Origin of the sequence: Acinetobacter pittii, assembly GCF_034064985.1 — a bacterium.
Lineage (GTDB): Bacteria > Pseudomonadota > Gammaproteobacteria > Pseudomonadales > Moraxellaceae > Acinetobacter > Acinetobacter pittii_H.
This window is the reverse complement of sequence record NZ_CP139249.1, coordinates 3,436,839-3,463,569: the sequence shown is the minus strand read 5'-3', so window position 1 is coordinate 3,463,569 and position 26,731 is coordinate 3,436,839. Positions and strand designations below refer to the sequence as shown.

Below are 26,731 nucleotides of genomic sequence, written 5' to 3'. Positions count from 1 at the left end.
AAATTTTAGATGATTTAATATACTTAAAACGGGGAGATGGCATTCCTCCCTTGAAAAACCGCCGTATTGGCTAATGATGCCTACGTTACCCTCATGTATTTATATCGCTGGGTACGTAGGTTATTGCGTACTCTGCTTATTTTTGGAGTACGCCATGTCATATTTCCCTTCATTATTTTTTGCTCTTTTAGCGTCTATCTAAAGGGGTGGTCCTATGTATTACTCTCTACTTTCAATTGCTTTAGGCTCAGTTCTAGGGGCATGGCTGCGTTGGTTTTTAGGTTTAAAACTCAACCCGATTTATCCGCAAATTCCACTTGGCACAGTGACTGTTAATTTAGTGGGCGGCTTTATTATTGGTTTTGCAATTGCCTATTTTGCTCAAAGTGATTTAAGTCCGAACTATAAGCTTTTTGTGATTACTGGTTTTTGTGGTGCTTTAACTACCTTTTCAACGTTCTCTATTGAGATCGTGACTTTATTACAAAGTGGTAAGTTGGGAATGGCTATGTTGGGGATTTCTATCCATTTAATTGGGTCTTTAATTTTTACGTGTTTGGGGTTGGCGACTTATTATTGGGTAGCGGGCAACTGATTATTCGGATGTTTGAGGAGCGAGATATGCGGTACGGCCTCCGTTTTAAGATGTTCTCCAATACCATTTGTATAGGCATACCTTACTTTTGAAAGATCAAAAGTAAGCAAAAATCTTTTGTTTCGCTGATGCTACATCCATGTAGCACAGCAAAACAGCGGCATCCATGCCGCTTGTCACGATAGTAAATGAAGAATTAAAAACAACTGATTTATTCTTGGGATTTGATACGCGTTAAAGTCATCAACAGCCTGGCTGAAATCAGCTATATATTGTTTTTGCAAGATATTTGATAAGTGTAAACAGGGAACAGGTTCTGTTGATGACAAATGCCTTTGGTTACTTTGGGCAAAACCAAAGTAACAGAATTAGCTACTTCCATTTGAGAATAAACGGTAAGACTCCGTCGTGTATTCACAAATTATTAATTACTTTTCAGTTAAAGCTTGCCCTTCAAACTTCACACCATCCCAACCATTTTGCATAAACTGACGAATATTTTGATGATCAGTTCCTTCTGGTGTAGCCAATACAGATGCGTAGTGTTCTGCAAATAAACTTAAAGTTTGTGCTTGGTCTAAACCTTGTAACTTGGCAAAAGAGAAAACTTTTGCACTGCCTTGATTTTCAGTAGCAGCGTTATGCTGTGCACCATTTTGAAAAGCCGTTGGAGTATGTTGGTAAAGTGCTTCAATATGAGCTAAAACGTCTGAAAATTTTGCTGTGCCTGCTTGTAATTGGGCAAGTAACTCTTGTGCCATAATCTTAAACTTCCTATTAAATGGGGCTTAAGCATAGCATTGAATACATGCTTTGAAAGCTTGGCAATTATAAAAATTGAGGAGTTATTGAAAAAAATCAGAAGTGTTTTTAGACAACTTGTGGATAAGTTTTCTTTTATACACAGTTTAGAAATGATGAAAAAAATACACATAAAAAAAGAAGCCTAAGTGGAGGAGATAGTCTTAGGCTTCCAATGATTTAAGTGTATTGGTCAAATCTTAACGCAAGATTAACTCTTACGATTAAAGCGAGCGAAACGTTTATTGAAGCTTGCTACACGGCCTTCGTTGCTTGCTTGACGTACTTCACCTGTGTAGAAAGGGTGGGATGCACTTGAAATATCAAGAGTCACATAAGGGTAGACTTTCCCTTGATATTCTTTAGTTTGTTTAGACTGAAGAGTACTACCAATTAAGAAGTACACGTCTGCATTGGTGTCATGAAATAACACTTGTTGATAAGCAGGATGAATATCTTTACGCATGAGAGATTGTCCTAAATTATTTTTGATTAAAGAAATGTTATAACATAACAATTAAAAAGTCAATGTAACCCATAAAAGGCTACACTGATCAGTAAATTAAGTTAGTTAGAAGGTGGAACAAGCTCTTCAAATAGATCGTTTAGATTGTCATGAACTTTTAAGTGAATCAGGTTCCAGTAATGTCCTGAAATGGTTCTGTTGACCATTAAAGTATCGGGTGATGGTTTAAAAACATCCCAATACTTCAAAGATTTTTTCACAAGTAACATGCCATCATGGTGTGATGAGTTCTCGGCGAAATCATAAGTAGTGGTAAGCGGGCGTAATAACACTTCAATCCAGAGTTTATAAAGATCACTCGGGAATTTGCCTTTTTCAGCAAGTGAATGTAGCTCAAGTAACTCAGTTTCAATCAAATCAATATTTTCATGGCGAGCTGCATTTACTAAACGTTTAAAGTGTTGCACGATTTCATTTGAAAGCGTTTTAACACTGCCATAGTCATAAATAATGACACTGCCATCTTGGCGAAAAGCAAAGTTACCCGGATGAGGGTCACAGTGAAAACGTTTTAAAAAGAACATTTCCTGACCTAAAGCACGAATCAAGCGGCGTCCAATGGTATTTCGAATTTCAATAGGCCAAGCGCTGGCAGTTTCAATGCTGTCACCTTGTTCGAGACTCAAGGTTAAAATACGTCTTGAAGAATAATCTTTATAAACGGTCGGGATGATAATTTTATCATCTAATTGGCTATGGAATGTTTTGAAAACTTCAAGGTTTTGAGCTTCGATTTCATAGTTAAGCTCTGCTGACAGACTATCTTGAATCTCTGCAAAAAGCTGATCTTGTAGCTTTTTATCAATTTTAAGTACGCCCATTAAACGAAGGGCTAAACGTACTTGTTTTAAGTCACTTTCACAGGCCTCATCAACACCTGGATATTGCACTTTCACTACAACTTGTTCGCCACTAGGTAGAGTAGCTTTGTGAACTTGGCCAATTGAAGCAGCTGCAAACGGTTTTTGATCAAAAGATTTAAAGGCAACATTCAGCGGCTTTCCAAGCTCGCGTTCAACTTGTTGCTGAATAGCAACAAACGGCATAGGGGGAGCTTGGCGCTGCAACTTAGAAATTGCTTTAGCAACTTCTGGTGGGAAGATATCTTTATATTGCGATGCAATTTGGCCAACTTTCATGACGGCACCTTTCATTTCACCTAAGGTGTCGGCAATTTGCAAACCAATATCTTGAAATAGCTTGGTTTTTGAAGCCAGCTTTTGCTCTTCATCTGCGGTCAAGTTTCGAATCGAATTAGAAACGGTTTTCGTTGCAATGCTCGCGGTCATTCCTGCAAGTTTCATAAATCGTTTGCCGGGTGAACTTGCATTCTTTGCCATATCTTCGATACCTCATTGACTACAACATAATATTGCCTAGTTTTGATCATAGGTGACAAAGCTTAAAAAGCCTATATGAAATTGTTTATCTCATGTAAGAAAATTTTCGAAAAACAAAATGTTATTTTTATAGTAAAAAATATGAAAAGCTTGTGAAAATCCATTTCATAAACAAAGCTTTAATATCTATAAAGTGTCTATTTTTTTGGTGCTAATGTGAATGGCAGGTTAAATAAGAAATAGAGACAATAAAAGTTATGACAAGTTTAAGTTCAGCCCATGGGCGGTCTCAGGCGATTCCTTTATCTGTGTTTGAGCAGTCAAAAGATGCGCATATTATTCGTTCTGATAAAGAAGCAATTGAGGTTGCCAAACAACTTGCGCAAGAGTTCGCACACGAAGCATCCGATCGAGACAAGGAGCGCCGTTTACCTCTAAATGAAATTCAACAGTTCTCACAAAGCGGCTTATGGGCCATTACGGTTCCTAAGCAATTTGGTGGTGCACAAGTCAAATATCGAACTTTGGCTGAGGTCATCAAAACAATTGCGAGTGTTGATCCATCTCTTGCACAGCTTCCCCAAAATCACTTGGCTTTTATTGAACATTTACGTCTTGATGCAGGCCCAGAACAACAACAGTTCTTCTTTAACTTAGTGTTGAGAGGGATTCGTTTTGGCAATGCATTTTCGGAAAAACATAGCAAAACAGTGGCTGACCTCACTACCACATTAAAAAAGACTGAGCACGGTTATGAAATTAATGGGAAGAAGTTTTTTGCAACTGGCGCATTGCTTGCACATTGGGTTCCAATTGTCGCTGTAAATGAACAAGGGCAGCCTTATGCGGCACTAGTTCCTCGGGAAACTTCTGGCGTTAATATTATTAATGACTGGTCTGGTTTCGGGCAAAGAACCACAGCCAGTGGGACCGTTGAACTTAATCAAGTTCCCGTACGTGAAGAGTATCTAATTCCGATTTATCAGGCTTTCGAACGTCCTACACCGGCAGGTGCAATTTCACAATTTATTCAAGCTGCTGTCGACGCAGGTATTGCACGTGGCGCAATTGAAGAAACAATTCACTATGTCAAAAATCATAGCCGTGCATGGGTCGATTCTGGTTTAGAAAAAGCGAGCGATGATCCCTATACGATTGCAAATATTGGTGATTTAAAAATAAAACTGCGTGCAGCAGAAGCGGTATTAGATTTAGCAGGAGATGCGATCGGTCAAGCAATTGCTGACACGACAGAAGAGCATGTAAACCAAGCCACATTACTGGTTGCCGAAGCAAAAGTACTCACTACAGAAGTTGCGATTTTAGCAGCGAATAAGCTTTTTGAATTGTCGGGAACACGTTCTACTTTGTCAGAGCTTAATCTGGACCGACATTGGCGTAATGCTCGCACTCACACCTTGCATGATCCCGTGCGTTGGAAATATCACATTGTTGGTAATTACTACCTCAATGGTGTTCATCCACCTCGTCATGCATGGAGCTAAAGTGAATAAAAAATAAGATTAGGAGAATAAAGATGACAATTACCCAAATTGAATTAGAAGAACTGTCTGTAGGCGCCGATTATGAAAAGGTAGCAAGTAGATTTCGTCCAGTTTTTGAAAAAATTGCCCAAGGTGCAATTCAACGAGAAAAAGAACGAATTTTGCCTTTTGAACCGATTCAGTGGTTAAAAGAACTCAAATTAGGTGCGGTACGTGTACCTGTTAAGTATGGTGGAGATGGGGTGTCATTACCGCAACTTTTCCAGCTTTTAGCAGAGTTAGCACAAGCAGACTCGAATATTGTGCAAGCTTTGCGTGGACACTTCGCTTTTGTTGAAGACCGCTTGGTTGCTCATAAAGAGCATTCGCAGGAAGTCTGGTTTCAGCGTTTTGTACAAGGTGATTTAGTTGGAAACGCATGGACCGAAGTTGGAAATGTACAGATTGGTGATGTCGTTACACGAGTAACCAAAGATGCTTCGGGTAACTTGGTGGTAAATGGAGAAAAGTACTATTCAACTGGAAGTATCTTTGCTGACTGGATCGATTTATTTGCTTACGATGAAGTAAATGACCGCCATGTGATTGCTGCTATTTATCGCCATGAAACAGGTGTGAGTGTGATTGATGATTGGGATGGCTTTGGTCAAAAGACAACGGGCAGTGGTACTTTAAAAGTGCATCAGGTTCATTTACCAGCCTCGCACCTTATTCCATTTGACCAGCGTTTTAAATATCAGACCGCTTTTTATCAGGTTGTCCACCTTGCAACCCTAACAGGGATTGCGCATGCTGCGGTCGAAACTTTTAGCCAAGAAATACGAGAGCGAAAGCGTATTTTTAGTCATGGTAATGGAGACCTTGTTCGTCACGATCCACAAGTTTTACAGGTGGTGGGTAAAGCCTCTGCTCAAGCTTATGGAAGTCTAGCAATTACGATTAAAACAGCTGAAGCATTGCAGAAGGCTTATGAAAGTCACTTTAGTGAGTTAGAGGTAAAAGAACATCAGTTTAACGTAGATGCAGAGCTTGAGTCGGCGCAAGGGCAGGTGGTGATTTCTAATTTGGTACTGGGTTTAACCAGCCAATTATTTAATGCTTTAGGCGCATCGGCAAGTAGTCAGGTCAAACAACTCGACCGTTTCTGGCGTAATGCGCGCACGGTATCTTCGCATAATCCACTTATCTATAAAGAAAAGGTGATTGGAGATTGGGAAGTAAACCGTACCGATTTACCTTTTGTCTGGCAAATTGGGGCAAGCCCGCGAGCCAAGTCTGCATAAAATAAAAAAAGCCGATGAATAATCGGCTTTTTTTATTAGGTTTTGCTTAAACGTTTGGTATTTAAATAAAGCCTTGAAAGTAATAAAACACAAGCAATGCTTAAACCAATAATTAAGCCTAACCACACACCAGCCACGCCCCAATGGGTATAACGTGCTAAATAAAGTCCGATAGGGAAAGCAATCACCCAATACGCCATGAGTGTAATCCACATCGGTGCTTGCGTATCTTGCATCCCTCTTAAACAGCCTGCCGCACTGACTTGTAATGCATCCATCAACTGATAAGCCATGGCAAACCAGAGTAAATACATCGCAACAGGAAATACGGTTAAGTCTTGAGTGTACACCGAAACAATTTGTTCACGACCTAAGGCAATAAAAGACATCGTCAATAAAGCAAAAAATATTGCTGTGCTCAGACCAATTTTTTGGACTTGGTACATCGAAGCCCAGTTCTTTTCCCCATAATAGGTTCCCACACGAATAGTTAAGGCAATCGCGAGTGAAAGCGGGATCATAAACAGCACTGAGGTGACTGAAATTGCGACTTGATGTGCTGCAATAAAGACTTCACCCAATGGACTAAGCACCAATGCGCCTGTACTGAAAATACTCACCTCAAAGAACACGGCTAAACCGATTGGTAGGCCAAGCTGTAAAATTCTTTTTACCCAAGTCAGGTTAATTTTATCGAATCTGCTAAAAATAGACGTGTTTCGGTAAGCCGAAGCTTTATACATATAGCCAGCTAATGTAATTAGCATGAGCCACTGTAAAATGGACGTTGCAAAACCACAGCCTGCGCTACCTAATGCAGGTATCGGCCCTAAGCCATGCATAAAGATCATGTTTAAAGGGATTAAAACCACTAACGCCAGTAAGCTAATGACCGTTACAGGACGTGGATGGCCTAAAGCCTCTGAATAACCGCGTAGGGCTGCGTACATGGTCACAGCAGGCATACCTAAACCAATCGCATGTAAGAATAAACTTGCTTTAGGCTGTAAGCTCTCTGGTACGCCAAACACATGCAAGAAAAACGGCATAAGCTGCAAAATGAGCATAGCCATTACGCCTAAAATAATCGCGACCCATAATGATTGACGGACAATGACAGGAATTTGTTCTGTATTTCTTGCGCCCTTTGCTTCAGCGACCAAAGGTGTAGTTGCAATCATAATGCCACTGAACAGAAGCATGACTGGAATCCATAAGCCCACACCTACCGCAATTGCTGCTAAATCGGTTGCAGACAAATGCCCAGCCATAATAGTGTCAATTAACCCAAATCCCGCTTGAGCAAACTGGGTAATTAAAATCGGTAGCATTAAGTGGAAGAGTTGTTTTAATTCAGACCGAAAAGATGTGACATTCGACACAAAAGGTACTCTTTATAAATATAAAAATGAAGCTAACGTTGCAAAGTGAGTACCACACCAACAAAGATGATGACTCCACCAAGAAACCGTTGCCATGTAACAGGTGTTTTTTCTGTACCTAACCAGCCAAAATGATCAAGTAACATAGAAATCACTAATTGCCCAAAAACAACTAGCCCTGTAAAGGTTAAAAAACCAAGCTTAGGTGCAGTATAAATGCTCATGCTAATTGCATAAACCCCAAGGAATCCTCCTGTCCAAAGAAGCCATGGAATATTTGATATTTCACTTAATGTAGGCTTCTCGGCACTTTGAAAGAAAACCATAACTGCTAAAACAATAGTACCTATGAAAAAAGATAATAATGCTGCTTGCAATGGTGAATGTAACTGCTCACGAAGCTGAGCATTAATTGCGGTTTGAAAAGCCATGGCAACACCGATTCCCAAAGCTAAGGGTAAAAATAGGAAAAGTTGGCTAGAGAATTTCATCATTTTTATCAATATTTAAGATTATTTAAATTTAGTCTAAAGCAATTAAGGTATGTTTTCATAAGCCCATTGATGCAGTCATGTTAAAATAGAAATATTGTGTAAATTGGACCTGCTCCTTGGCCGTATTAAACCCTGCTTCTATTCCTCTATCTTTATATATTCATATGCCTTGGTGCGTGCGTAAATGTCCATATTGTGACTTTAATTCGCATGCGGTGCCTGATGGAGCGCTTTCGGCAGAACTCGAGCAAACCTATTTAAAAGCGTTGGTGGCCGACTTTGAAACTCAAGTTGGCATGGCACAGGGACGTTCAATTCACAGCGTATTTATTGGTGGTGGAACGCCTTCACTTATTTCTGCTAAAGGCTATGCGTGGTTGTTTGAACAGCTTAAGTCATTGCTCAAATTTGAAGATGGCTGTGAAATCACCCTAGAGGCAAATCCTGGAACACTAGAACATGACCCGTTTGCAGGCTATTTAGACGCAGGTATTAATCGTTTATCGATTGGTGTGCAGACTTTTAATACAGAGCACTTGCAAAAGCTTGGGCGTATTCATTCAGCTAACAATGCTATGGATGCAATTGAGCAGGCACGACAAGCAGGCTTTAAGCGGGTTAATGTCGATTTAATGCATGGTCTACCTGAGCAAACACTAGAGCAAGCGCTTTATGATTTAAAGGCGGCTGTAGAGCATGGCGCGACACATATTAGTTGGTATCAACTTACTATTGAACCAAACACGGTATTCTTCCGTACCCAACCCGTTTTACCTCTAGATGAAGTGCTGGAAGACATTCAAGAGCAGGGTGAGGCTTATCTAAAAGCCAATGGTTTTATAAACTATGAAGTATCGGCTTGGCGTAAAGAACAACCGTCAGCCCATAATTTAAATTATTGGGAATTTGGTGATTACCTTGCGATTGGTGCAGGGGCACATGGCAAAGTCACACAACCTGATGGCGTGTATCGTTTTCAAAAGACTCGTTTGCCAAAAGACTATTTGGCTAAGGTTCCAGCCGAACATTTGCAAATGAAAAAGATTGAGGCAGAAGAGCTACCTTTTGAGTTTATGATGAACGCTTTACGTCTAAATGATGGTGTAGAAGCTGAGCTATATGAGCAGCGTACAGGTTTAAGCTTAGATCACTTGAATCACTTACTCACTTCACTACGAGCTAGAAAGCTATTGGTAGAGGATAGTTCTCGTTTGTCTTGTACCGAACAGGGGCATATTTTCTTAAATTCGGTACTAGAAGAGTTCTTGTAAGAAGCAAACTAAAAAGCCGCACTATGAGATGCGGCTTTTTTGATTTTAGCGAGTGGTATAGCCACCATTTGCAAAAATTGTCTGTCCTGTAATCCACCAACCATCGGTTACTAAAAAGCGAACTAGAGGTTCAATATCTTCAGTTTTGGTGAGTCCACCTAAAGCTGAAGCTGATTTGTGGTAAGCAACAGCTTCGGCAGATTCCTGTCCATAAAAGAATGGTGTATCCATTGGGCCAGGGGCAACAGCAGTCACAGAAATTTGGCGATTACCAAATTCTTTTGATGCAGCACGAGTGTAATGTTCAACAGGCGCTTTTAAACCTTCATAGGTTGAATAGAGCCCAGTGTAGGCTGCAAGAAGAGAAGTCACGATTGAACAGATCTTTCCGCTGTCATTTAAATGACGACCCGCTGATTGAATAAAGAAGTAGGCAATTTTTGAGTTGATATCGCTCATGCTATCAAACTCTTGTTCTGTGGTGTCTAAAAACGGTTTCTTTAAAACCTTTCCAACGGTATTGATCGCAATATCTATTCCGCCAAAATGCTGCTTAGTGTCTAAGAAGAGCTTTTCGATATTATCAATATCCGTTAGGTCTGCTTGAATTAAAACAGCGTCTGCACCCAATGCTTTAACTACTGCGAGCGTTTGTTCTGCGTCTGGCTGAGTTTCAGCGCTGTTGTAGTGAATCGCAAGTTTTGCACCTTGTTCTGCAAATTTACGGCTAATGAGTCCACCTAAGTTTTTTGCACCGCCTGTAATCAGTACAACTTTATCTTTTAGGGTATGAGTTGCCATGATGATTGTTCCTATGATGACTTGTTTTAATGTGTTTTTAGTCTAGATTGGCGGTAATTGTTGATCAATTATGCTAGTTTGGTTTAACTATTCAGAAAATACGAACAATTAAATGGATCGGTTGCAGCAATTTTTTGTTTTTACAGAAGTCGCTAAACGACAAAGCTTTAGTGAAGTGGCAAATCAGCTTGATTTACCTCGCTCTACAGTGACGAGTGCTATTCAACAGTTAGAAACTCACTATGGAGTACGCTTATTTCATCGTACTACGCGTAAAGTAAGCCTTACTCAAGATGGACAAAGAATATTACCCGAATGCCAAAACCTGTTATTTGATTATGAACAGCTCGAACAGCTAATACAGACACAAAAGCAGCATTATCGTGGCACGCTAAAAATTTCAATGCCCAGCCGAATCATGCATCAAGTGATTATTCCTGAACTGCCCGATTTTTATAGGTGTTATCCAGATATCCATTTACAACTTCATAGCTCTGATGACATTACTGATTTAATTGAGAAAGGAATTGATTGTGTTGTTCGAGTAGGGCAGCTAGATAATAGTAGTTTGATCGCGAAGTTCGTTGGTAACTTGATTATGGTGAACTGTGCAAGTGCTGACTATTTAGAACAGTACGGTATTCCTGAACAATTAGAAGATCTATCTCAACACAAACTTATTAACTATGCAGGAGCGGTAGGAGAGAAACAGGGCGTATTTTTATATCAAGATGGAGCTGTGATGATGGATAGTGCTTTAAGCGTAAATAATACGGAAGCCTATATTGCAGCAGCTAGTGCAGGTTTAGGAATTATCCAACTTCCATACTACGATGTTCAGGATAAAATCGAGCAGGGAACTTTAGTTGAAGTACTAAGTGCCTATACCGCTCAATCACTTCCACTTAATATTTTATATCCGAACCGGAGTTATATTCCTAAACGTTTGGAAATCTTTATGGAATGGGCTAGGGATGTTCTATATAAGAAGTGCATCGTCATCTTTTAGTCATAAAATTAAAATACATTAACAATAAAAAAAGCCTCTCGAACTGAGAGGCTTTTTAGAATTTGGTGGGTCGTCCGCGACTCGAACGCGGGACCAACGGATTAAAAGTCCGCTGCTCTACCAACTGAGCTAACGACCCAAATAGGTTCAAAACAGATAAGTGGTGGGTCGTCCGCGACTCGAACGCGGGACCAACGGATTAAAAGTCCGCTGCTCTACCAACTGAGCTAACGACCCGTATCGTTTTGATGTCGCGTATTTTAGCAAGTTATTCAACTAACACAAGAGGAAATTTAAAAACATTTGCATGATTGCCTATAAAAAGCACGATTTCCTCTTGTTTAGCTAAAAAATGAACTAAAAACGGTATTTATATGCCTGAATGTTGTCAAAAATTTCACTTGTGATGTCACAGTAACTGCTTTCACCAGGCAATAAAGCGAGTAAACGTTCAGAAGTTTTGCTTGGATTAAACGCATCTTCCTTCAATTTATTCTTTTGGTACTTAAAAGTACCTGTAGTTTCAACTTTAGCTTGTATACGTAAAAACACTGGTACCGCATAAGCAGGTAAGCATTTTTTAAATACAGTCACCATTTCTGTTAAATCAGCGTCATTTAACTCGGCACCATCAGCAAGTGTGATTGCTGCCATACCCGCACGACCATTAGTATTTGGAATTTCTACACCGTAAACCACAGCTTCAGCGATCTTGTCATATTCACACACCATGTTTTCAACTTCGGTGGTAGATACATTTTCGCCTTTCCAGCGGAAGGTATCACCTAAGCGGTCAACAAACTGAGCATGACGGAAACCAATATTACGAACAAGATCACCTGTGTTGAAATATGAGTCACCTTTTTTAAAGACATCTTGCATAATCACAGATTTATTCTTTTCTGGGTCGGTATAGCCATCAAATGGAGAGCGACTGGTAATTTTGCCTACCAATAAACCGACTTCACCTGCTTTAACTTTTTTACACCAGCCATTTTTATCGCGTACAGGCTCATTCTTTTCTTTATCAAATTGAATGACCGCATACGGCATAGGAGAGAAGCCTACCGTATTGTCAAAGTTGAAAATATTACTAAAGCCAACGTTGCCTTCACTGGAAGCATAGAGCTCTAGAACCTCTTGCACACCAAAACGCTGTTTGAATTTATCCCAGATGTTTGGACGCATGCCGTTACCAATCATTTTGGTTACGCGGTGGGCACGGTCGAGTTCTGTAGTTGGGGCATCCATTAAGTAACGGCAAAGTTCACCTACGTAGCCGATTGCAGACGCATTAAACTTCTGTACATCTTTCCAGAATGCACTGGTTGAATATTTACGTCGGATGGCAAGGGTAGCGCTTCCTGCAATCACACCACACCAGCAAACAACTACGCCTGTTGCATGATAGAGCGGCAAAGTGACATACATCACATCATCTGGGCCAAGGTTTAAAATGTGGCCGTAAGTACCATAGGCCAGTGTCCAGCGACTATGTTTAAAAATAACTGCTTTTGGTAAGCCTGTTGTTCCCGAAGTATAAATATAAAACAGACCATCATTTCCATGAACAGAATGTGTGGTTGATGGATTGAATTTCGGGAATTGATCAATTTCTATTGCAAGATTGGCATAACCTTGAGGTGCTGTTCCTGCATCTTGACGAGTAGCCTGATCTGCAAACCAGTGGAAACGGTCTTTAGGAACGTTTAAGTCTTGACGAATTTCATCGATTGCAGCACGGACCTCTTCGCCCGCAATGACTGCAATTGGTTTTACAAGATTGATACTATGAGCGAGAACTTTACCGACTTGAGATGTATTTACAAGCGCAATAGTTACCCCAATTTTAGCTAAGCCCACAATAGTGGCAATAAGCTCAGAACGGTTCTCAACCATTACGGCAATCACATCGCCTTTACGTGCGCCGAGAGATAAATAATAGTGAGAAATCTGGTTAGCCCATTCATTTAAAGCTTCGTATGAGTAACTTTGATCTTCAAATAATAAAGCAGTACCTTTTGGATTTCGCTTAACAGCTTTCTCAAAAGCTACCCCTAATCCAGTTGGTGTATTTGCTGTTCTTAAATAAGCCTGTTTAAGACCATTCAGGATATGGGGTACTTTGGGAATAAAGCTAGGAAGTCTAGTGGCAACATCCCCAAGCGTAATGATATCGGTCTGTGTTGTCTGGCTCATATCAATCCTATTTATTTTTCGATCAATCCAAAAAAGGTTGCGTTGGCAAAAGTACAGTATTTTTCATGGTTCACCATGCTTTTAAAACTTTTCTTCTAGTGCAATCAACCTAATTGGTTAAAAATAACAAAAAAAACCTAGTCATCGAAATGACTAGGTTTATTTAAATTAGCTGCAATTGAGCAAATGATTTACTCAGCTACAGGATTTGCTTTCTTTGGTGGACGGCCACGAGGGCGACGAGGACGACTTGGTTTGTCCTTATCAGCTTTAGAATCTTCTGATTCACTCTCGGCAGGAGCTTCAGTTGGCTCTACAGCCTGTTCTGTAGCTGCTTTTGCTTTTGCAGCTGCCTTTGGCTGTTTCGCAACCGGAGCTTCAACTACAGTTGTCGCTGGTGTCTCTTCTACATTAGCTACTACTTCAACTTGCTGATCAAGCTCAAGCGGTTGTTGTTTTGATTCAACAGGTGCTTGTGTTTCAGCAGTAGGAGCAACAACGGTATCTTCTACAGTCGTCGCTACAGGAGCAGCTTCTTCTGGTGCAGAATGTTGTTGTTTAACTTGCTCAAAAGCTTGTTCAGCTGCAAGTTTCGCTAAACGACGGCGTTCACGCGGATCATTAGCAACACGTGGTGTCGCTTCTTTTGGTGGCGTCAACGGAAGTACTGGCGCAGGTTCTGCTTCTTGTGAAGGCTTGTTGCTTGGAAGCTCAGCATCACGAGTAACAGGTTTTTTGTCTTCAGCTTCAGCTGCGACTTCAGTTACTAGAGTACTTGCGTATTGCTCTGCAAATTTCTGCAATGCACGATTGAATGTTGGAACTAAACCAAACTGTTCAATCAGTACTGTGCAGTCTTCACCATAAACATGACGGATCAAGCTACCAATTGTATATTGCGCCAACGTTGGAATTTGCGATGGGGCAATTGATGGTGCAGCAGCTTTAGCACGTTTTGCATTGCGTTGTTCACGGCGACGCATACGAGGATCATTACTTGCACGTTGAACTTGCGGTTGAGTTTTCTCAGCCTTTGGTTGAGGAGCTTCTGCTTCAGCAGTTACCGTCTCTTCGACCGCCACAACTGGTGCTGGAGCTGGTTCTTGAGTAGCTTCAACAACAGGTGCTTTTTCAGTACGTTCAACATGTTGCTCAGGCGTTAAAGCAATAATTTCGCTTTGTGCTTGATCAACATTGATGACTAAGGCTGTATTCATGACTTCATGCTGTGGAGCATCAATCAAATCAACCTTAATTTGTTTTTCATCAACAACTGCTGGTGCCGGCGTATTTTGATTTTCATTTAATACGCTTGGATCGCGGTGGCGATTCGGGCGGTTTGGACGTTGTTGATTATTACGGTCACGACGTGGTACAGCATGTTCAGCTTGTTGCCCATCATTTTGATGTTGCGCATGCGGCTGATCTTGTTGTTGACGTTTTTGTTGACGTTTTAATTCACGTTGCTCTTGGCGTGATAACTGTACAACCTCTTCATGAACCTGTTGTTGCTGTGGTTCTTGATTGTGGTGATGTTGATGTTGTTCACGTTGCTCTTTGTGCTTACGTTTTTTGTTGTTTGGACGCTGCTGTTGTACTTTATCGTCTTTCTCAACATTCTCACGTGTTTCCTGCTTAACAGGAGATTGAGAAATATAAGCATTGTTAGATGGAGCCGAAGTAACTTCAGCAACAGCTGGTGCTACAACTTGGCCAAACTGTCCACGGCTAACAGCGCCTGTATTCACCATTTGTTCAATTGCGGCAGCAGCATTTTGTGCTGAGCGAGATTGATCAACTGTTTGAGCTTGTTTTTGAACAAAAAGATTTTCTAACCATGCACATGGGCTTGCTGCTTTTTGAGCGCTTGCCTGAGCAGCAGGTTGAGCTGCTTGATTTACTTTCTTTTGGTTAGCTGCGGTGTTGGCAGCAGGGGCTGCATGAGTATGGCCATGATCAGCTTCTTCTAAATGCCATTCAGAAGATTCATAACCTAACTCTTTTTCACTTGAACGAGTTGCTTCAGTACGTTCGTAGCTAGATGGTGCAAATCCATCTGGATTGTACTGAATTTCGTAGTGAGGTGTTTCTAAGTGCGGGTGAGGTAAAACAGTCACACGAACACTAGAAGTTTGTTCTAAATAAACAAGACTATGACGTTTTTCATTGAGCAAGAAAGCTGCAATTTCAACAGGTACTTCTACTTGTACTTCACCATGACGTTCACGAAGCGCGATCTCTTCTACTTTACGCATAATAGAAAGCGAAAGTGAGCGTAAGTCACGAACCATGCCTGTACCATGACAGCGTGGGCACACATAACCTGTTGCTTCTTCAAGAGATGGACGTAAGCGTTGACGGCTCATTTCCATTAAGCCAAAACGAGAAAGTTGGCCAAACTGAATACGTGCGCGATCGCTTTGAGTTGCTTCACGAAGTTTTGCTTCAACCATGCGTTGGTTGCGCTCTTTAGTCATATCGATGAAGTCGATTACAACTAAACCACCAATGTCACGAAGACGAAGTTGGCGAGCAATTTCTTCTGCTGCTTCTAAATTAGTATTCAGCGCAGTTTCTTCAACGTCATGTCCACGAGTCGATTTCGCAGAGTTAATATCGATTGAAACTAAAGCTTCAGTCTGGTCAATCACAATTGAACCGCCAGAAGGAAGTTTTACTTCACGTTCATAAGCAGTTTGAATTTGGCTTTCAATACCAAAATGAGCAAACAATGGCTCGTTTAAAGTATAAGTTTTGAGTTTGTCTAATTGACGAGGCATCACTGCTTTAACAAAGTTATAAGCTTCGTTATAAGCCTGTTCGCTATCAATTAAAATTTCTGCAACATCATCACGTAAATAATCGCGGATAGCACGAGTAACAACACCAGCTTCTTGATGAACCAGCATTGGAGAAGGACCAGAGCTCGCTGTACCTTGGATTTGAGCCCAAAGGTCAAGCAAATGCTGTAAGTCTAACTGTAATTCTTCTTGGGTACGGCCAATACCAGCGGTACGTACAATAACGCTCATACCACGTGGTAAATTTAAAGAAGCTAAAATTTCTTTTAATTCTTCACGTACAGAACCTGAAATTTGACGACTAATACCGCCACCTTTCGGGTTGTTTGGCATAAGAACCAAATAACGTCCTGCAAGTGAAATAAAGGTAGAAAGGGCTGCACCTTTATTGCCACGTTCTTCTTTTTCGACTTGAACAAGTAATTCAGTACCTTCAGTGATAAGTTCACGAATGTTTGAAGTTTGTCGTGGGTCTGCTTGGAAATAACTGTTAGCAATTTCGCGCATAGACAAGAAGCCTTGACGGCCTGCGCCGTATTCAACAAAAACAGCTTCTAAAGATGGTTCTACGCGGGTTACATGGCCTTTATAGATATTGGATTTTTTCTGTTCTCGGGTACGATTCTCTAAATCAAAATCGTAAAGACGATTACCAGTGATAAGTGCAACGCGGACTTCTTCTGCGTGAGTTGCATTAATCAACATACGTTTCATGGGTGTGACACCTAATAGTGACCCACACAAACATATCGCACAAACTTAAAGGTTCTGAACGAACATCGAACATGACGGATCATTTCCCAGATCTCAAAATATTTGTGGTCTGAGTCATCTGTTACCGGCTACATTTAGCCTTAGCTTCGATTCTCGTCTGTGATGTAGGCAATACTGCTTCAACCTTTAAATCGGACTTCCTTAGTGCTTCACTGGCGGGTGAGCGGTGCATTGGTTAATGACTTTCACTGTCATTGGGCGCGAAGTGACTTCTTTTTGGAAGTTTGATACGGAATGCTCATCGTATCGGTGCTTTCGGCAGTTCCAATGCATCAACGCTTTAGCCTGAAGGCAACATTAAGGAGCGATTTGTCTGATGTGTATCAGTTTACGTTCCATAACCAACTAGAGTTGGTAACATATTTTTTTGAACAAACTGAATTAAACGCAACAGTTTGTCATTTTGCCGATATAATAAGCCTTCGGCGTCGGCATAATTCTTTAGGACCAATCCGAGCTGGTGATGAAAGCATCATTTTGATTGAGGTTTCAATCAGGGAAATTCCCTATTAGATGTTCACTTACGGCGGTATCCGTGCGCTGACTATATCAAACCTTGCAGCATCTGCCTATGGGCTAAGCTTAGATTTCTTGTGAAAAAACTAAGCTAATCGGTCATTTATTAATCAAATTTAGCAAAATTTCAGGTTTAAATATTAGTATGAATTCTACACAGCAATGGCAAAGTGTCACTTGGTTTGAGGTGGATGAACATCAAGCAGGACAGCGAATTGATAATTTCCTGTTTTCGCGTTTAAAGGGTGTACCTAAGAGTCGTATTTATCGTTTGATTCGTGAAGGTCAGGTTCGAGTAAACAAAAAACGTATTAAAGCTGAGACCAAATTAGAGATTGGAGATCAGATTCGTGTTGCGCCTATTCGCTATGAACAAAAGGATGAATCCGCTGCTCCTGTGAGTGATGGTGTAGCACAGAGTCTACTTAGCCGTGTGGTCTATGAAGATGAAGGCCTGTTGGTCATCAATAAACCATCAGGTATTGCCGTACATGGTGGTAGTGGTGTGGCGTATGGTTTGATTGAGGCTTTACGCGCCGCGACAGGTAAAAAATATTTAGAACTGATTCACCGCATCGACCGTGACACCTCTGGTCTGGTCATGATTAGCAAGAAACGTAGTACTTTAAAGCTGCTACAAGATATGTTGCGTGAGCACAAAATTCGTAAGACTTATGCAGCGATTGTAAAAGGTCAGGTAAGTCTCGATAAACAACTCATTGATGCTCCTTTATTTCGTTACGAGTTAGCCAATGGCGAGCGTCGTGTACGTGTGTCTAAAGAAGGTAAACCGAGTAAAACGGAATGGGTGGTTGTAGAGCGTTTTAAAAATGCGACTTTGGTTCATGCCTCACCTTTGTCAGGCCGTACTCATCAGATCCGTGTACATGGTTTAAGTATTGGACATCCGTTGTTGGGTGATGATAAATATGGACACACCACTGAGTACACAGGTCCGCAGGCACGACGTTTATGTTTACACGCGATGCGTTTAGATATTCCTGGTTATCCACCGATTGAAGCGCCGTTGCCAGAAGACATGACCCAGTTATTAAAGGCTTTGAGAGTAGCAAAATGAGTCTGAAAACCGAATTAGTAATTTTTGACTGGGATGGAACTTTATATAACTCTGTTGGCCAGATTGTTGCTAGCTTACAACATGCAGCAGAGCAACATGAATTGTCTCTAAGCGATGAAGCCGCAAAAAGTATTATTGGGTTAGGTTTGCCTGAGGTGATGCAAACCTTATTTCCAGAAGCGCCAGAATTGCATGACTCGATCTTAAAGGCATATGGCGATCACTATATTGCGAACTCGACTAGTGATGCATGGTTTGAGGGTATTTCTGAACTACTCCATGATTTAAAAGCGCAAGGTTTAAAACTTGCAGTTGCAACGGGTAAAAACCGTCGTGGTTTAGACCGGGTGATTGCAAAAACACAGAGTACTCATCTTTTTGATGTGACTCGAGCAGCCAATGAAACCCGTTCGAAACCAGATCCACTGATGTTGCAAGAAATTTTGACTGTAACAGGAGTGAGTGTTGAACAGGCGGTCATGATTGGTGACAGTAGTTATGACCTTGAGATGGCACAGCGTTTGGGTATGCCGCGTATCGGGGTAGGCTATGGCGTACATTCGGTTGAAGTTCTGCAAAAGTTTCAACCTTTAACGATTGCTAAAGATGTACAAGAGCTTCACAGCTTTTTGAGAGGATATGCTCAGTTACCTACTGTGGATGTCGCTTAAATTGAAATAGTATTAAAGAGGGAATATGTTCCCTCTTACTTTAAGCTGAATAACAAAACAATAAGAAGAGAATAATGAGCCGTTCAATTCGTCTATTAAATCTTTTACAACAGCTCCGTGAAGCCCGTTACCCCATCACAGCGCAAGTCTTGGCTGAACGCCTAAACATTAGTGTTCGAAGTGTCTATCGAGATATTGATAGCTTACGTGAGCAAGGTGTAAAAATTGAGGCATCAGTAGGCCTTGGATTTCAGCTTAAAGAAGACATTTTATTGCCGCCCATAACATTTAATGAAGATGAGGCAGAAGCTTTATTTTTAGCTTTAGAATGGTTGAAAAAAGTTCCTGATCAATCATTAAAATCTGCTGCCGTTTCAATTTATTCAAAACTTTATGCAATCTTACCTAAACATCGAAAATATTTGCTTGATGATATGACCTTAGGGGTTGCCCATTATTGGTATCCTGTTGATGAAACTCTGGTAGCGCAAGTGCGTATAGCCATTCGTAATCAAGTAAAAATAAAAGTAGATTATTGTGATGAGCAAAATCGCTTGAGTGAACGTTCGCTTTGGCCTTTTGCTTTGGGATATTTAAACGGTAAAGTCGTACTCGCTGCTTGGTGTGAATTACGTCAGGCATTCCGCCACTTTCGAATCGATCGAATTCATCAGCTTCATATTAGCCAAGATAGTTATCCCGAATTTAAAAAGCTTCTGTTCCAAAAATGGTGGAAACAGGAAATGCAAAACGCTACTGACAAAAATTGACAAAGACCACTTGTAAACTAGGAACTACGATAAACAAGGAGTAATAAGAATGAGCCTTAAACTTTATACTAATAAAGAGTCACGTGGTGTCGTTATTGACTGGCTTTTAGTCGAGCTCGGTGTTGAATGTGAACGAATTGAAGTTGCATATAAGACCGAAATGAAATCCCCTGAATATCTAAAACTTAATCCTTTTGGAAAAGTGCCGGTATTGGTAGATGGCGATGTGGTTATTTATGAGTTAGGCGCAATCTGTGCATATCTAGCCGACAAGTTTAGTGATAAAGATTTGGCACCAGCCTTGAATGATCCGAAACGTGGTTTGTACTATCGTTGGTTATTTGTGATGGCGGGCCCTTGGGAAGCTGCGGGTGTTGATAAAGCTTTAGGAATAGAAGTATCACCTGAGCAAAAAATGTTTGTTGGCTATGGCGATTACAACGATGCCTACCAAGCTTTAGTACAAGGATTGAGTGAAGCGAATCCGTATGTATGTGGTGAGCAATTTACCGCAGCAGATGTAAGTGTGGGAGCAATGCTTTTATGGCAGTTAAAAATGAATGCGATTGAATCTCATCCTGCCATTACGCGTTATGTTGAAACCATCAAACAACGTGAAGGCTTAAAACAAAGCACTATGGGCCAACTGTTGTAAACGTACTATTCTTAAAAGTCACCCAAAAGGGTGGCTTTTTTGTTGTTCGAACAAAGATTTTAGTTAGTAAGAAAACCCGCAGCAACGTTAATACAGATCGCTAAAATGGTGGTATTAAATCCAAAAGACAACACTGCGTGAAATAAGTTTAAAAGGCGCATATGTTTAGTGGTAATTGACACATCGGCAGTTTGTGCAGAAGTACCAATAATATAACTAAAATATAGAAAATCAGGATAAGTAGGGTGTTGGGTTCCCGGGAAATCTAACCCTCCATTTTCTTCATTTCTAGACAAAGCCATATAAAAATCATGGGCATAATGTAGGGCAAAAACGGTATGCATAAAAAGCCATGCAGAAACAATGGTGAGTAAAGCTAAAGCCACATGACCTAACTTTGCAGAACTGTCAGAAGGGAGTTGTGATAGTTGAATTAGGATCGCAACCAGACACATAGTTAAGGCCAATAAAACTATCAGCATAATGACCCATTTGCTTTCATCTTGTTTTTTGGCTTGCTGTTGCATTTGTGAATGATCGGCACTTTTCATGAGTTGCCAAACATGGAGTAAATAAATGCTAACCGAAGCATTCCAACTGACTAACAAAATAGTTGACCATTTCCATGAAGTTAACCATGTCAAAATACTGGCTGTGATCACTCCCAACAATAAAGCAATAAAGAAATGAGGGCGGTTTTGTACACTACGTCCAAGATGTTGAAATATACCAACCATTTTTCCTTATCTCCTTTTATTACGTATTACATATATTGTTTTTTATTGAATGGTGAAAATAATATCTAGTTTTATATAGATTTTATTCCTATTTCTTTCACTTATATATTATGAGATGTGTGCTTTTACCCGAAAAGTAAAATAGAACAATAATCAAGATTAGACTGTTTATAAAAAGTATAAAATAAATAGAAAGAATATTTATTTATACTTTTTTATAAAGATGATCTTATTAATAATAAAATTATTTTTAATAATTAAGGGTGATTTAAGTTTTTATCGAGATGAAATACTTTAGTGAGTTGATCAATAAACTTTTGCACGCCTACAGATTGTGAGTTTTTACGGTAGTTGACAAATAAATCAAGTGTCGGCAACTCAACGTCAAGTGGACGAACGACCGTATTTTTGATTCCTAAAGGTGCCACGTAAGCGGGTAAAATTGTACAACCTAATCCAGAGCCAATAGAGTTAATATTGAATAGTATGCTGTCTGCTTTTTGAACAATATTGAGATCGATATTGTGTGTTTTAGCAAAGCCTAAAATCGTGTTATGTAATGTTTGTGATTGTTCGGCAGCGGGAATAATAAAATCAATGCCTTGTAAAGCGTGTACGGGAATTCTTTCGTATTGAGCAAGCGGATGATTTTTAGGAAGCAAGAAAATTAAGGGTTCAGTTAAAACAAATTGGCTTTGGATTTCATCACTATCTGTGTTTTCACGGGTAAATGTAATGTCTAATTCACCTTTTTTTAAAGCTTTAAGCTGTTCGGTATTGTTTAAGTTAGATAATTCAATAGTAAGGTCAGGGTGTTGTAGTCGCAGGTTGGGAAGAACATAAGGGAAAATTTTCATTTCTGCGATGGGGACGAAACCGATACGTAAGAGTTGTTGTTTCGCCTTAGAAACCTGCCGTGCCATAGCAACCGCTTTTTCGGCTTGAGCGAGGGTGAGCCGAGCATGCTCTAAAAATACTTCACCTTCTTCGGTTAACTCAACTTTGCGTTTCGTGCGGTTTAAAAGTCGTACACCAACATCTTCTTCTAAATCTTTAATTTGTTGGCTAAGGGAGGGTTGTGCGGTAAAAAGTTTAAGAGCGGCTTTACTAAAATTTAATTCTTCAGCAACGGTAATGAAATATCGGAGATGGCGTAGTTCCATAAGACTAATCCAAAAAATGTCTTACTATGATTTAAGTGAAGTATAAAGCATAAATAGATATAGCGTGAAGGTGCTTTAGGTATTTATAAAATAAATGGAATTTTAATTTTCATTAAAGATTTAATATAGGGGAGTAGGCTTTAATAATTCATAAAATATATTATTGATTAGTCAACAAATACATTATCTTTACTTAATCAAAGAATTTTTTAAATGTTTTGAATATTCATTTAAGAAATTCTCATAATATGCAAAAACGAGAATAATATAATAATTTTATAACTTGTAGGCCGCCTAAATCTACTGAACTGTAATTGTTACTAAATATATTATTTTTTGTTGAGCAAACTAATTCAAAGTTAAAAATTGGAAGCGATAAAGAGGAAACAGTACGGTTTTATGGTGGCTTTAGGTTTTCTCTAATTGTTATGTTATACAATAGGTCTTAATAAGAATGGTAATTACTGACGCATAAACCCAACACATCTATGTGTTTTTTATGGCACTCTAATTCGACTTAGGTTGGCTGTGTCCACGGTAAAAAGGATATTTATATGATAAATAAGTGTAAGTGCCATAGCTTAATTTCTTTTAATCGTTAAGATAGAAACCTGAACACATCCATTCTGCTGATGCTAAAACATAGAAAAGCCCATGAAAGACAAGCCGACATTAACATATCAATTGCCGACTCAGTCCTGTTGGACGCATACATGGATAAAACCTCCTTTTTGTCATCCCGAGTCTGGGCATGAAACGGATACACGTTTTTATAATCAACAGCCTAAATCACCTGCACGTGGTTCAAAAGAGTTATTGCGTTGGTTAGTTACGCGTGAGTCTTTTACATGGAAAGTGGATATTCAAAATGAATATGAAACCCGCATAAATACGGCTGTAGCATTGCCACAAAATCGACCTCAAGCAGATCTAGATGATTGGCAAGTCTGGTTTGTTGGGCATGCAACTGTACTGATTCAGATCGGACCTTATAACTTTATTACTGACCCAGTGTGGTGTGATTATGCCAGTCCTTCCCATGGACGTGGACCACGCCGTGTATGTCCTGCCGGTTTTGCACTAGAGCAATTACCGACAATTCATGGAGTTCTACTCAGCCATAACCATTATGATCATATGGATTTGGCTACGCTTGAATGGCTACACAAAAAATTCGCAATGCCAATTTACACTGGACTCGGGAATGGGTTTTATCTACCTAAAGAGTTCCATGTGATTGAAATGGATTGGTGGCAAGAAATTCCCTATCACGAATTACGAATAATCTATACACCTGCACAGCATGGTTCAGGCCGTGGTTTACGCGACCAGAATAAGGCACTCTGGGGTGGCTTTTCGGTTGTGGCTAAAACAGGCCATTGTTTCTTTGCGGGTGATACTGGTTATGCAGGGCACTTTAAGCAAATTCATGCTCGTTACGGTGCGCCGCGAGTAGCCTTACTTCCAATAGGTGCGTATGAGCCACGTGAACTGATGAGCTATGTACATATGAATCCACAAGATGCACTACATGCACATTTCGATTTACAAGCTCATCGTTCTCTTGCGATTCATTATCGGACTTTCCAGTTGACTGATGAGGACAGAGAAGATCCAGAGCATGCACTAGGTCAAGCAATTAAAGCCTCGTCAAAGCTTGCTAATCCTTTTTATTGCATTCGGGAAGGGCATAAACTGACTGTCTAAAACTAAATACTTGATATTAAAAAAGCCAGTTCAATTCGAACTGGCTTTTTATTATTTTGACAAAATTATGCTAAGTCAAAACGGTCAAGATTCATAACTTTGGTCCATGCAGCAACAAAGTCTTGAACAAATTTTTCTTTACCGTCTGCTTGAGCATAAACTTCGGCCAATGCACGTAAGATTGAGTTTGAACCGAAGACTAAATCATTACGTGTTGCAGTAAATTTTACTGCGCCTGTTTTACGGTCTTTGCCTTCAAATACTTCGTTTGTTGAATCAACAGGTGCCCATACAGTAGACATGTCGAGTAAGTTCGTAAAGAAGTCTGTGCTGAGTACACCAACTTGCTGGGTGAATACACCGTGTTGTGAACCATCCCAGTTAGTGCCCAGTACACGTAACCCACCAACCAATGCAGTTAATTCTGGTGCAGTCAAAGTCAGTTTTTGTGCTTTATCAATTAATAATGCCTCAGTTGATGCGCCGACGCCGTCTTTTTTCCAGTTTCTAAAACCATCGGCAAGGCCGAGAAGTAATTGGAAAGATTCGACATCAGTTTGACTTTGTAATGCATCAACACGACCTGCTGCAAATGGAACGGTAATATTGAAACCTGCCGCTTGAGCAGCTTGCTCTACGCCAACGTTACCTGCAAGCACAATTAAGTCAGCCAGTGACAATTGAGTAGATGCTTTGAGTTCTTCAATTTTAGTTAAAGTCTCAACAGCTTTTTTGTTTACTTGCCATTCGCGTTGTGGCGATAACGCAATACGTGCACCGTTTGCACCGCCACGCTTGTCTCCACCACGGAAAGTTGACGCTGAGGCCCAGCCAAGAGAAACCAACTCACCAGCAGATAGCCCTAGTGCAACGATTTTTGCTTTTGCCTCATCAATACTAGCAGAAGATGGAATAACACTAGCAGCAGGTAATGGATCTTGCCAAATTAAATCTTCAGCCGGAACTTCAGGACCTAAATAACGTGCTTTTGGTCCCATATCACGGTGAGTTAATTTGAACCATGCACGGGCAAAAGCATTAGCAAAGGCTTGTGGATCGTTAAGGAAACGACGAGAGATCTTTTCAAACTCAGGATCAAAACGTAAGGTCAAATCTGTAGTAAGCATTGTTGGCTTACGTTTAACTGATGGGTCGAATGGATCTGGAATGATCGCCTCAGCATCTGCTGCTACCCATTGAATTGCACCAGCAGGTGAGCGCTCTTGTACCCACTCGTATTTGAATAGGTTTTCAAAGAAGTAGTTGCTCCATTGAGTTGGCGTTTGTGACCAAATTACTTCTAAACCTGATGTGATTGCATCTTTACCAACACCAGTACCAAAACTGTTTGACCAGCCAAAGCCCATTTGTTCAATTGAAGCACCTTCAGGATCAGCTTGAACGTGGTCAGCAGAGCCAGCACCATGGGTTTTACCTAAGGTATGACCGCCTGCGATTAAGGCAACAATTTCTTCATCGTCCATTGCCATATTGCCGAAAGTCGCGCGAATAAATGGTGCAGCCGATTTTGGATCACCGCTGGCTTGCGGACCTTCAGGGTTTACATAAATTAGACCCATTTCGGTTGCAGCTAGATTGCTGCCTTCTAAAGCTTCTGAATTACGATGAGCTAACCATTCTTTTTCATCGCCCCAGTTTACGTCGTTGTCTGGTTCCCAAACATCTTCACGGCCTGCACCAAAACCGAAGGTACGGAAGCCTGAAGACTCAAGTGCGATGTTTCCGGCAAGAATAAATAAATCTGCCCACGATATTTTTTGACCGTATTTTTGTTTAACAGGCCAAAGTAAGCGGCGTGCTTTATCTAGGCTTGCATTGTCAGGCCAACTATTTAAAGGTGCAAAACGTTGTTGACCACGGCCAGCACCACCACGACCATCACCCATACGATAGGTGCCAGCAGCATGCCATGCTAAACGGATAAATAAGCCTGTATAATTTCCCCAATCGGCTGGCCACCAATCTTGAGAATCGGTTAACACATTTTTGATATCAGCTTTGAGTGCATAATAGTCGATTTTTTTAAATTCTTTACGATAATCAAAATCTTTATCGAGTGGATTAGAGCGTTCTGAATGTTGGTTGAGTAGGTCGACGCGTAGTTGTTTTGGCCACCAGTGTAAACTAGGCGTGCCACCACCGACCGTTACCTCTGGTTTTGATTTATGGCCTGAAAAAGGGCATTTTGATTCGTCTGACATGGTTATATTCTCTCTGGGTAATAATTATTGAGCTCTTCGTAAAAATATTAGGGCTCATTTTCCTGGACTTCTGGTTTAAAAACTCATGTTTACTAAATAAAGAAATGAGAGAACAAATGGTGAGAGAAACCGTTTAAAAGTCTTTTCACTGAGATGTCAGCCCATTATTTTTTATTTAATAATGCATCAGATTCGTTTAGTTGTTATTCCTCCAATTTACTGCATGAAGGTTAAAAAACAAGAGGAAAAATAAGATGAAACTTGTAAATAACGATGCATAGAATTACCTCTTCAATTGTTGGAACAACGTAAGATCTTTTAATAACGCTCTGTAAATATACTAGGAGTAGGAGTCTTATTTTTCAAATGGATTAAACTGTCAATATTGATTTAAAAAACCGATTATATATTTATTTAAAAGATTAAGATGA

At 40.3% G+C, this 26,731-nt stretch carries 21 protein-coding genes, 2 tRNA genes, 1 pseudogene and 1 riboswitch; of the genes and pseudogenes, 11 read left to right on the top strand and 13 right to left on the bottom strand.

The features are described from left to right. Positions 1-23 precede the first annotated feature (23 nt). Positions 24-90: riboswitch (Fluoride riboswitch) on the top strand. A 124-nt stretch (positions 91-214) separates the two neighbouring features. Then, positions 215-595, top strand: coding sequence for a fluoride efflux transporter CrcB (crcB, locus tag SOI76_RS16590; RefSeq protein WP_005045024.1), 381 nt, complete (start codon positions 215-217; stop codon positions 593-595). 166 nt (positions 596-761) lie between these two features. Beyond that, positions 762-888: pseudogene (locus tag SOI76_RS16585) on the top strand (hypothetical protein). A gap of 135 nt (positions 889-1,023) precedes the next feature. On the opposite strand, the gene SOI76_RS16580 reads toward SOI76_RS16585, so the two are convergent. The 3 genes from SOI76_RS16580 to SOI76_RS16570 form a co-directional block, all read right to left on the bottom strand. After that, positions 1,024-1,356: a HopJ type III effector protein gene (locus tag SOI76_RS16580; RefSeq protein WP_104080621.1), complete on the bottom strand. Its 333-nt coding sequence runs from the start codon at positions 1,354-1,356 to the stop codon at positions 1,024-1,026. Positions 1,357-1,607: 251 nt separating this feature from the next. Beyond that, positions 1,608-1,862, bottom strand: a complete 255-nt coding sequence (locus tag SOI76_RS16575; RefSeq protein ID WP_002114896.1) for a type B 50S ribosomal protein L31 — start codon at positions 1,860-1,862, stop codon at positions 1,608-1,610. A gap of 101 nt (positions 1,863-1,963) precedes the next feature. Continuing rightward, positions 1,964-3,262: an ABC1 kinase family protein gene (locus tag SOI76_RS16570; RefSeq protein WP_104080620.1), complete on the bottom strand. Its 1,299-nt coding sequence runs from the start codon at positions 3,260-3,262 to the stop codon at positions 1,964-1,966. 257 nt (positions 3,263-3,519) lie between these two features. On the opposite strand from SOI76_RS16570, the gene SOI76_RS16565 reads away from it, so the two are divergent. Together SOI76_RS16565 and SOI76_RS16560 are read left to right on the top strand one after the other, a co-directional pair. Then, complete coding sequence (locus tag SOI76_RS16565) at positions 3,520-4,767, top strand: SfnB family sulfur acquisition oxidoreductase (RefSeq protein ID WP_104080619.1); 1,248 nt, start codon at positions 3,520-3,522, stop codon at positions 4,765-4,767. Positions 4,768-4,799: 32 nt separating this feature from the next. Continuing rightward, positions 4,800-6,050 (top strand): acyl-CoA dehydrogenase family protein, encoded by a 1,251-nt coding sequence (locus tag SOI76_RS16560; RefSeq protein ID WP_104080618.1) that lies wholly within the window; start codon positions 4,800-4,802, stop codon positions 6,048-6,050. A gap of 35 nt (positions 6,051-6,085) precedes the next feature. On the opposite strand, the gene abeM is transcribed toward SOI76_RS16560, so the two are convergent. Then, entirely contained in the window at positions 6,086-7,432 is a 1,347-nt protein-coding gene (gene abeM, locus SOI76_RS16555) for an MATE family efflux transporter (protein WP_205668475.1), read from the bottom strand. Positions 7,433-7,464: 32 nt separating this feature from the next. Beyond that, the gene (locus SOI76_RS16550) at positions 7,465-7,926 is read right to left on the bottom strand and encodes a DMT family transporter (RefSeq protein ID WP_032054316.1); all 462 of its coding nucleotides are present in this window, start codon (positions 7,924-7,926) and stop codon (positions 7,465-7,467) included. 116 nt (positions 7,927-8,042) lie between these two features. Here SOI76_RS16550 and hemW point away from each other — a divergent pair, with 116 nt between their 5' ends. Next, complete coding sequence (gene hemW / locus SOI76_RS16545) at positions 8,043-9,197, top strand: radical SAM family heme chaperone HemW (protein ID WP_104080617.1); 1,155 nt, start codon at positions 8,043-8,045, stop codon at positions 9,195-9,197. A gap of 45 nt (positions 9,198-9,242) precedes the next feature. On the opposite strand, the gene SOI76_RS16540 is transcribed toward hemW, so the two are convergent. Beyond that, a complete protein-coding gene (locus tag SOI76_RS16540) occupies positions 9,243-9,998 on the bottom strand; it encodes an SDR family oxidoreductase (protein WP_104080616.1) in 756 nt (251 codons plus the stop codon). A 112-nt stretch (positions 9,999-10,110) separates the two neighbouring features. On the opposite strand from SOI76_RS16540, the gene SOI76_RS16535 reads away from it, so the two are divergent. Then, a complete protein-coding gene (locus SOI76_RS16535) occupies positions 10,111-11,007 on the top strand; it encodes a LysR family transcriptional regulator (protein ID WP_104080615.1) in 897 nt (298 codons plus the stop codon). Between the two features lie 63 nt (positions 11,008-11,070). Here SOI76_RS16535 and SOI76_RS16530 read toward each other — a convergent pair. The 4 genes from SOI76_RS16530 to rne form a co-directional block, all read right to left on the bottom strand. Then, positions 11,071-11,146: transfer RNA gene (locus SOI76_RS16530), tRNA-Lys, on the bottom strand. Between the two features lie 22 nt (positions 11,147-11,168). Then, positions 11,169-11,244, bottom strand: a tRNA-Lys gene (locus SOI76_RS16525). 120 nt (positions 11,245-11,364) lie between these two features. Continuing rightward, positions 11,365-13,206 (bottom strand): long-chain-acyl-CoA synthetase, encoded by a 1,842-nt coding sequence (locus SOI76_RS16520; protein ID WP_104080614.1) that lies wholly within the window; start codon positions 13,204-13,206, stop codon positions 11,365-11,367. A gap of 191 nt (positions 13,207-13,397) precedes the next feature. Next, positions 13,398-16,721, bottom strand: coding sequence for an Rne/Rng family ribonuclease (gene rne, locus SOI76_RS16515; protein ID WP_104080613.1), 3,324 nt, complete (start codon positions 16,719-16,721; stop codon positions 13,398-13,400). Positions 16,722-17,442: 721 nt separating this feature from the next. On the opposite strand from rne, the gene SOI76_RS16510 reads away from it, so the two are divergent. From SOI76_RS16510 to SOI76_RS16495, 4 genes are all read left to right on the top strand, one after another. Then, positions 17,443-18,375 (top strand): RluA family pseudouridine synthase, encoded by a 933-nt coding sequence (locus SOI76_RS16510; protein ID WP_104080612.1) that lies wholly within the window; start codon positions 17,443-17,445, stop codon positions 18,373-18,375. Then, positions 18,372-19,046 (top strand): HAD-IA family hydrolase, encoded by a 675-nt coding sequence (gene ppaX / locus SOI76_RS16505; protein WP_086393951.1) that lies wholly within the window; start codon positions 18,372-18,374, stop codon positions 19,044-19,046. Before SOI76_RS16510 ends, ppaX begins: the two co-directional genes overlap by 4 nt. Before the next feature lie 74 nt (positions 19,047-19,120). Next, a complete protein-coding gene (locus SOI76_RS16500) occupies positions 19,121-19,816 on the top strand; it encodes a helix-turn-helix transcriptional regulator (protein ID WP_104080611.1) in 696 nt (231 codons plus the stop codon). Between the two features lie 49 nt (positions 19,817-19,865). Continuing rightward, the gene (locus tag SOI76_RS16495; protein ID WP_104080610.1) at positions 19,866-20,471 is read left to right on the top strand and encodes a glutathione S-transferase family protein; all 606 of its coding nucleotides are present in this window, start codon (positions 19,866-19,868) and stop codon (positions 20,469-20,471) included. 59 nt (positions 20,472-20,530) lie between these two features. Here SOI76_RS16495 and SOI76_RS16490 read toward each other — a convergent pair whose 3' ends face one another. Continuing rightward, on the bottom strand, positions 20,531-21,208 hold the full coding sequence (locus SOI76_RS16490; protein WP_104080609.1) for a DUF1345 domain-containing protein: 678 nt from the start codon (positions 21,206-21,208) through the stop codon (positions 20,531-20,533). Positions 21,209-21,465: 257 nt separating this feature from the next. Further along, a complete protein-coding gene (gene hcaR, locus SOI76_RS16485) occupies positions 21,466-22,371 on the bottom strand; it encodes a DNA-binding transcriptional regulator HcaR (protein ID WP_104080608.1) in 906 nt (301 codons plus the stop codon). A 654-nt stretch (positions 22,372-23,025) separates the two neighbouring features. Between hcaR and SOI76_RS16480 the strand changes: the two genes are divergently transcribed. Further along, positions 23,026-24,078: an MBL fold metallo-hydrolase gene (locus SOI76_RS16480; protein ID WP_104080607.1), complete on the top strand. Its 1,053-nt coding sequence runs from the start codon at positions 23,026-23,028 to the stop codon at positions 24,076-24,078. 65 nt (positions 24,079-24,143) lie between these two features. On the opposite strand, the gene katG is transcribed toward SOI76_RS16480, so the two are convergent. Further along, positions 24,144-26,300, bottom strand: coding sequence for a catalase/peroxidase HPI (katG, locus tag SOI76_RS16475; protein WP_104080606.1), 2,157 nt, complete (start codon positions 26,298-26,300; stop codon positions 24,144-24,146). Between the last annotated feature and the right edge of the window lie 431 nt (positions 26,301-26,731).

Bases quoted from the DNA above. Each gene is read 5' to 3' on its own strand.
- SOI76_RS16490 (WP_104080609.1), bottom strand. From the start codon at position 21,208: ATGGTTGGTATATTTCAACATCTTGGACGTAGTGTACAAAACCGCCCT.
- SOI76_RS16570 (WP_104080620.1), bottom strand. From the start codon at position 3,262: ATGGCAAAGAATGCAAGTTCACCCGGCAAACGATTTATGAAACTTGCA.
- SOI76_RS16575 (WP_002114896.1), bottom strand. From the start codon at position 1,862: ATGCGTAAAGATATTCATCCTGCTTATCAACAAGTGTTATTTCATGAC.
- SOI76_RS16550 (WP_032054316.1), bottom strand. From the start codon at position 7,926: ATGATGAAATTCTCTAGCCAACTTTTCCTATTTTTACCCTTAGCTTTG.
- SOI76_RS16510 (WP_104080612.1), top strand. From the start codon at position 17,443: ATGAATTCTACACAGCAATGGCAAAGTGTCACTTGGTTTGAGGTGGAT.
- SOI76_RS16540 (WP_104080616.1), bottom strand. From the start codon at position 9,998: ATGGCAACTCATACCCTAAAAGATAAAGTTGTACTGATTACAGGCGGT.
- SOI76_RS16535 (WP_104080615.1), top strand. From the start codon at position 10,111: ATGGATCGGTTGCAGCAATTTTTTGTTTTTACAGAAGTCGCTAAACGA.
- SOI76_RS16560 (WP_104080618.1), top strand. From the start codon at position 4,800: ATGACAATTACCCAAATTGAATTAGAAGAACTGTCTGTAGGCGCCGAT.
- SOI76_RS16495 (WP_104080610.1), top strand. From the start codon at position 19,866: ATGAGCCTTAAACTTTATACTAATAAAGAGTCACGTGGTGTCGTTATT.
- SOI76_RS16580 (WP_104080621.1), bottom strand. From the start codon at position 1,356: ATGGCACAAGAGTTACTTGCCCAATTACAAGCAGGCACAGCAAAATTT.
- crcB (WP_005045024.1), top strand. From the start codon at position 215: ATGTATTACTCTCTACTTTCAATTGCTTTAGGCTCAGTTCTAGGGGCA.
- ppaX (WP_086393951.1), top strand. From the start codon at position 18,372: ATGAGTCTGAAAACCGAATTAGTAATTTTTGACTGGGATGGAACTTTA.
- rne (WP_104080613.1), bottom strand. From the start codon at position 16,721: ATGAAACGTATGTTGATTAATGCAACTCACGCAGAAGAAGTCCGCGTT.
- katG (WP_104080606.1), bottom strand. From the start codon at position 26,300: ATGTCAGACGAATCAAAATGCCCTTTTTCAGGCCATAAATCAAAACCA.
- SOI76_RS16480 (WP_104080607.1), top strand. From the start codon at position 23,026: ATGAAAGACAAGCCGACATTAACATATCAATTGCCGACTCAGTCCTGT.
- SOI76_RS16500 (WP_104080611.1), top strand. From the start codon at position 19,121: ATGAGCCGTTCAATTCGTCTATTAAATCTTTTACAACAGCTCCGTGAA.
- SOI76_RS16565 (WP_104080619.1), top strand. From the start codon at position 3,520: ATGACAAGTTTAAGTTCAGCCCATGGGCGGTCTCAGGCGATTCCTTTA.
- hcaR (WP_104080608.1), bottom strand. From the start codon at position 22,371: ATGGAACTACGCCATCTCCGATATTTCATTACCGTTGCTGAAGAATTA.
- SOI76_RS16520 (WP_104080614.1), bottom strand. From the start codon at position 13,206: ATGAGCCAGACAACACAGACCGATATCATTACGCTTGGGGATGTTGCC.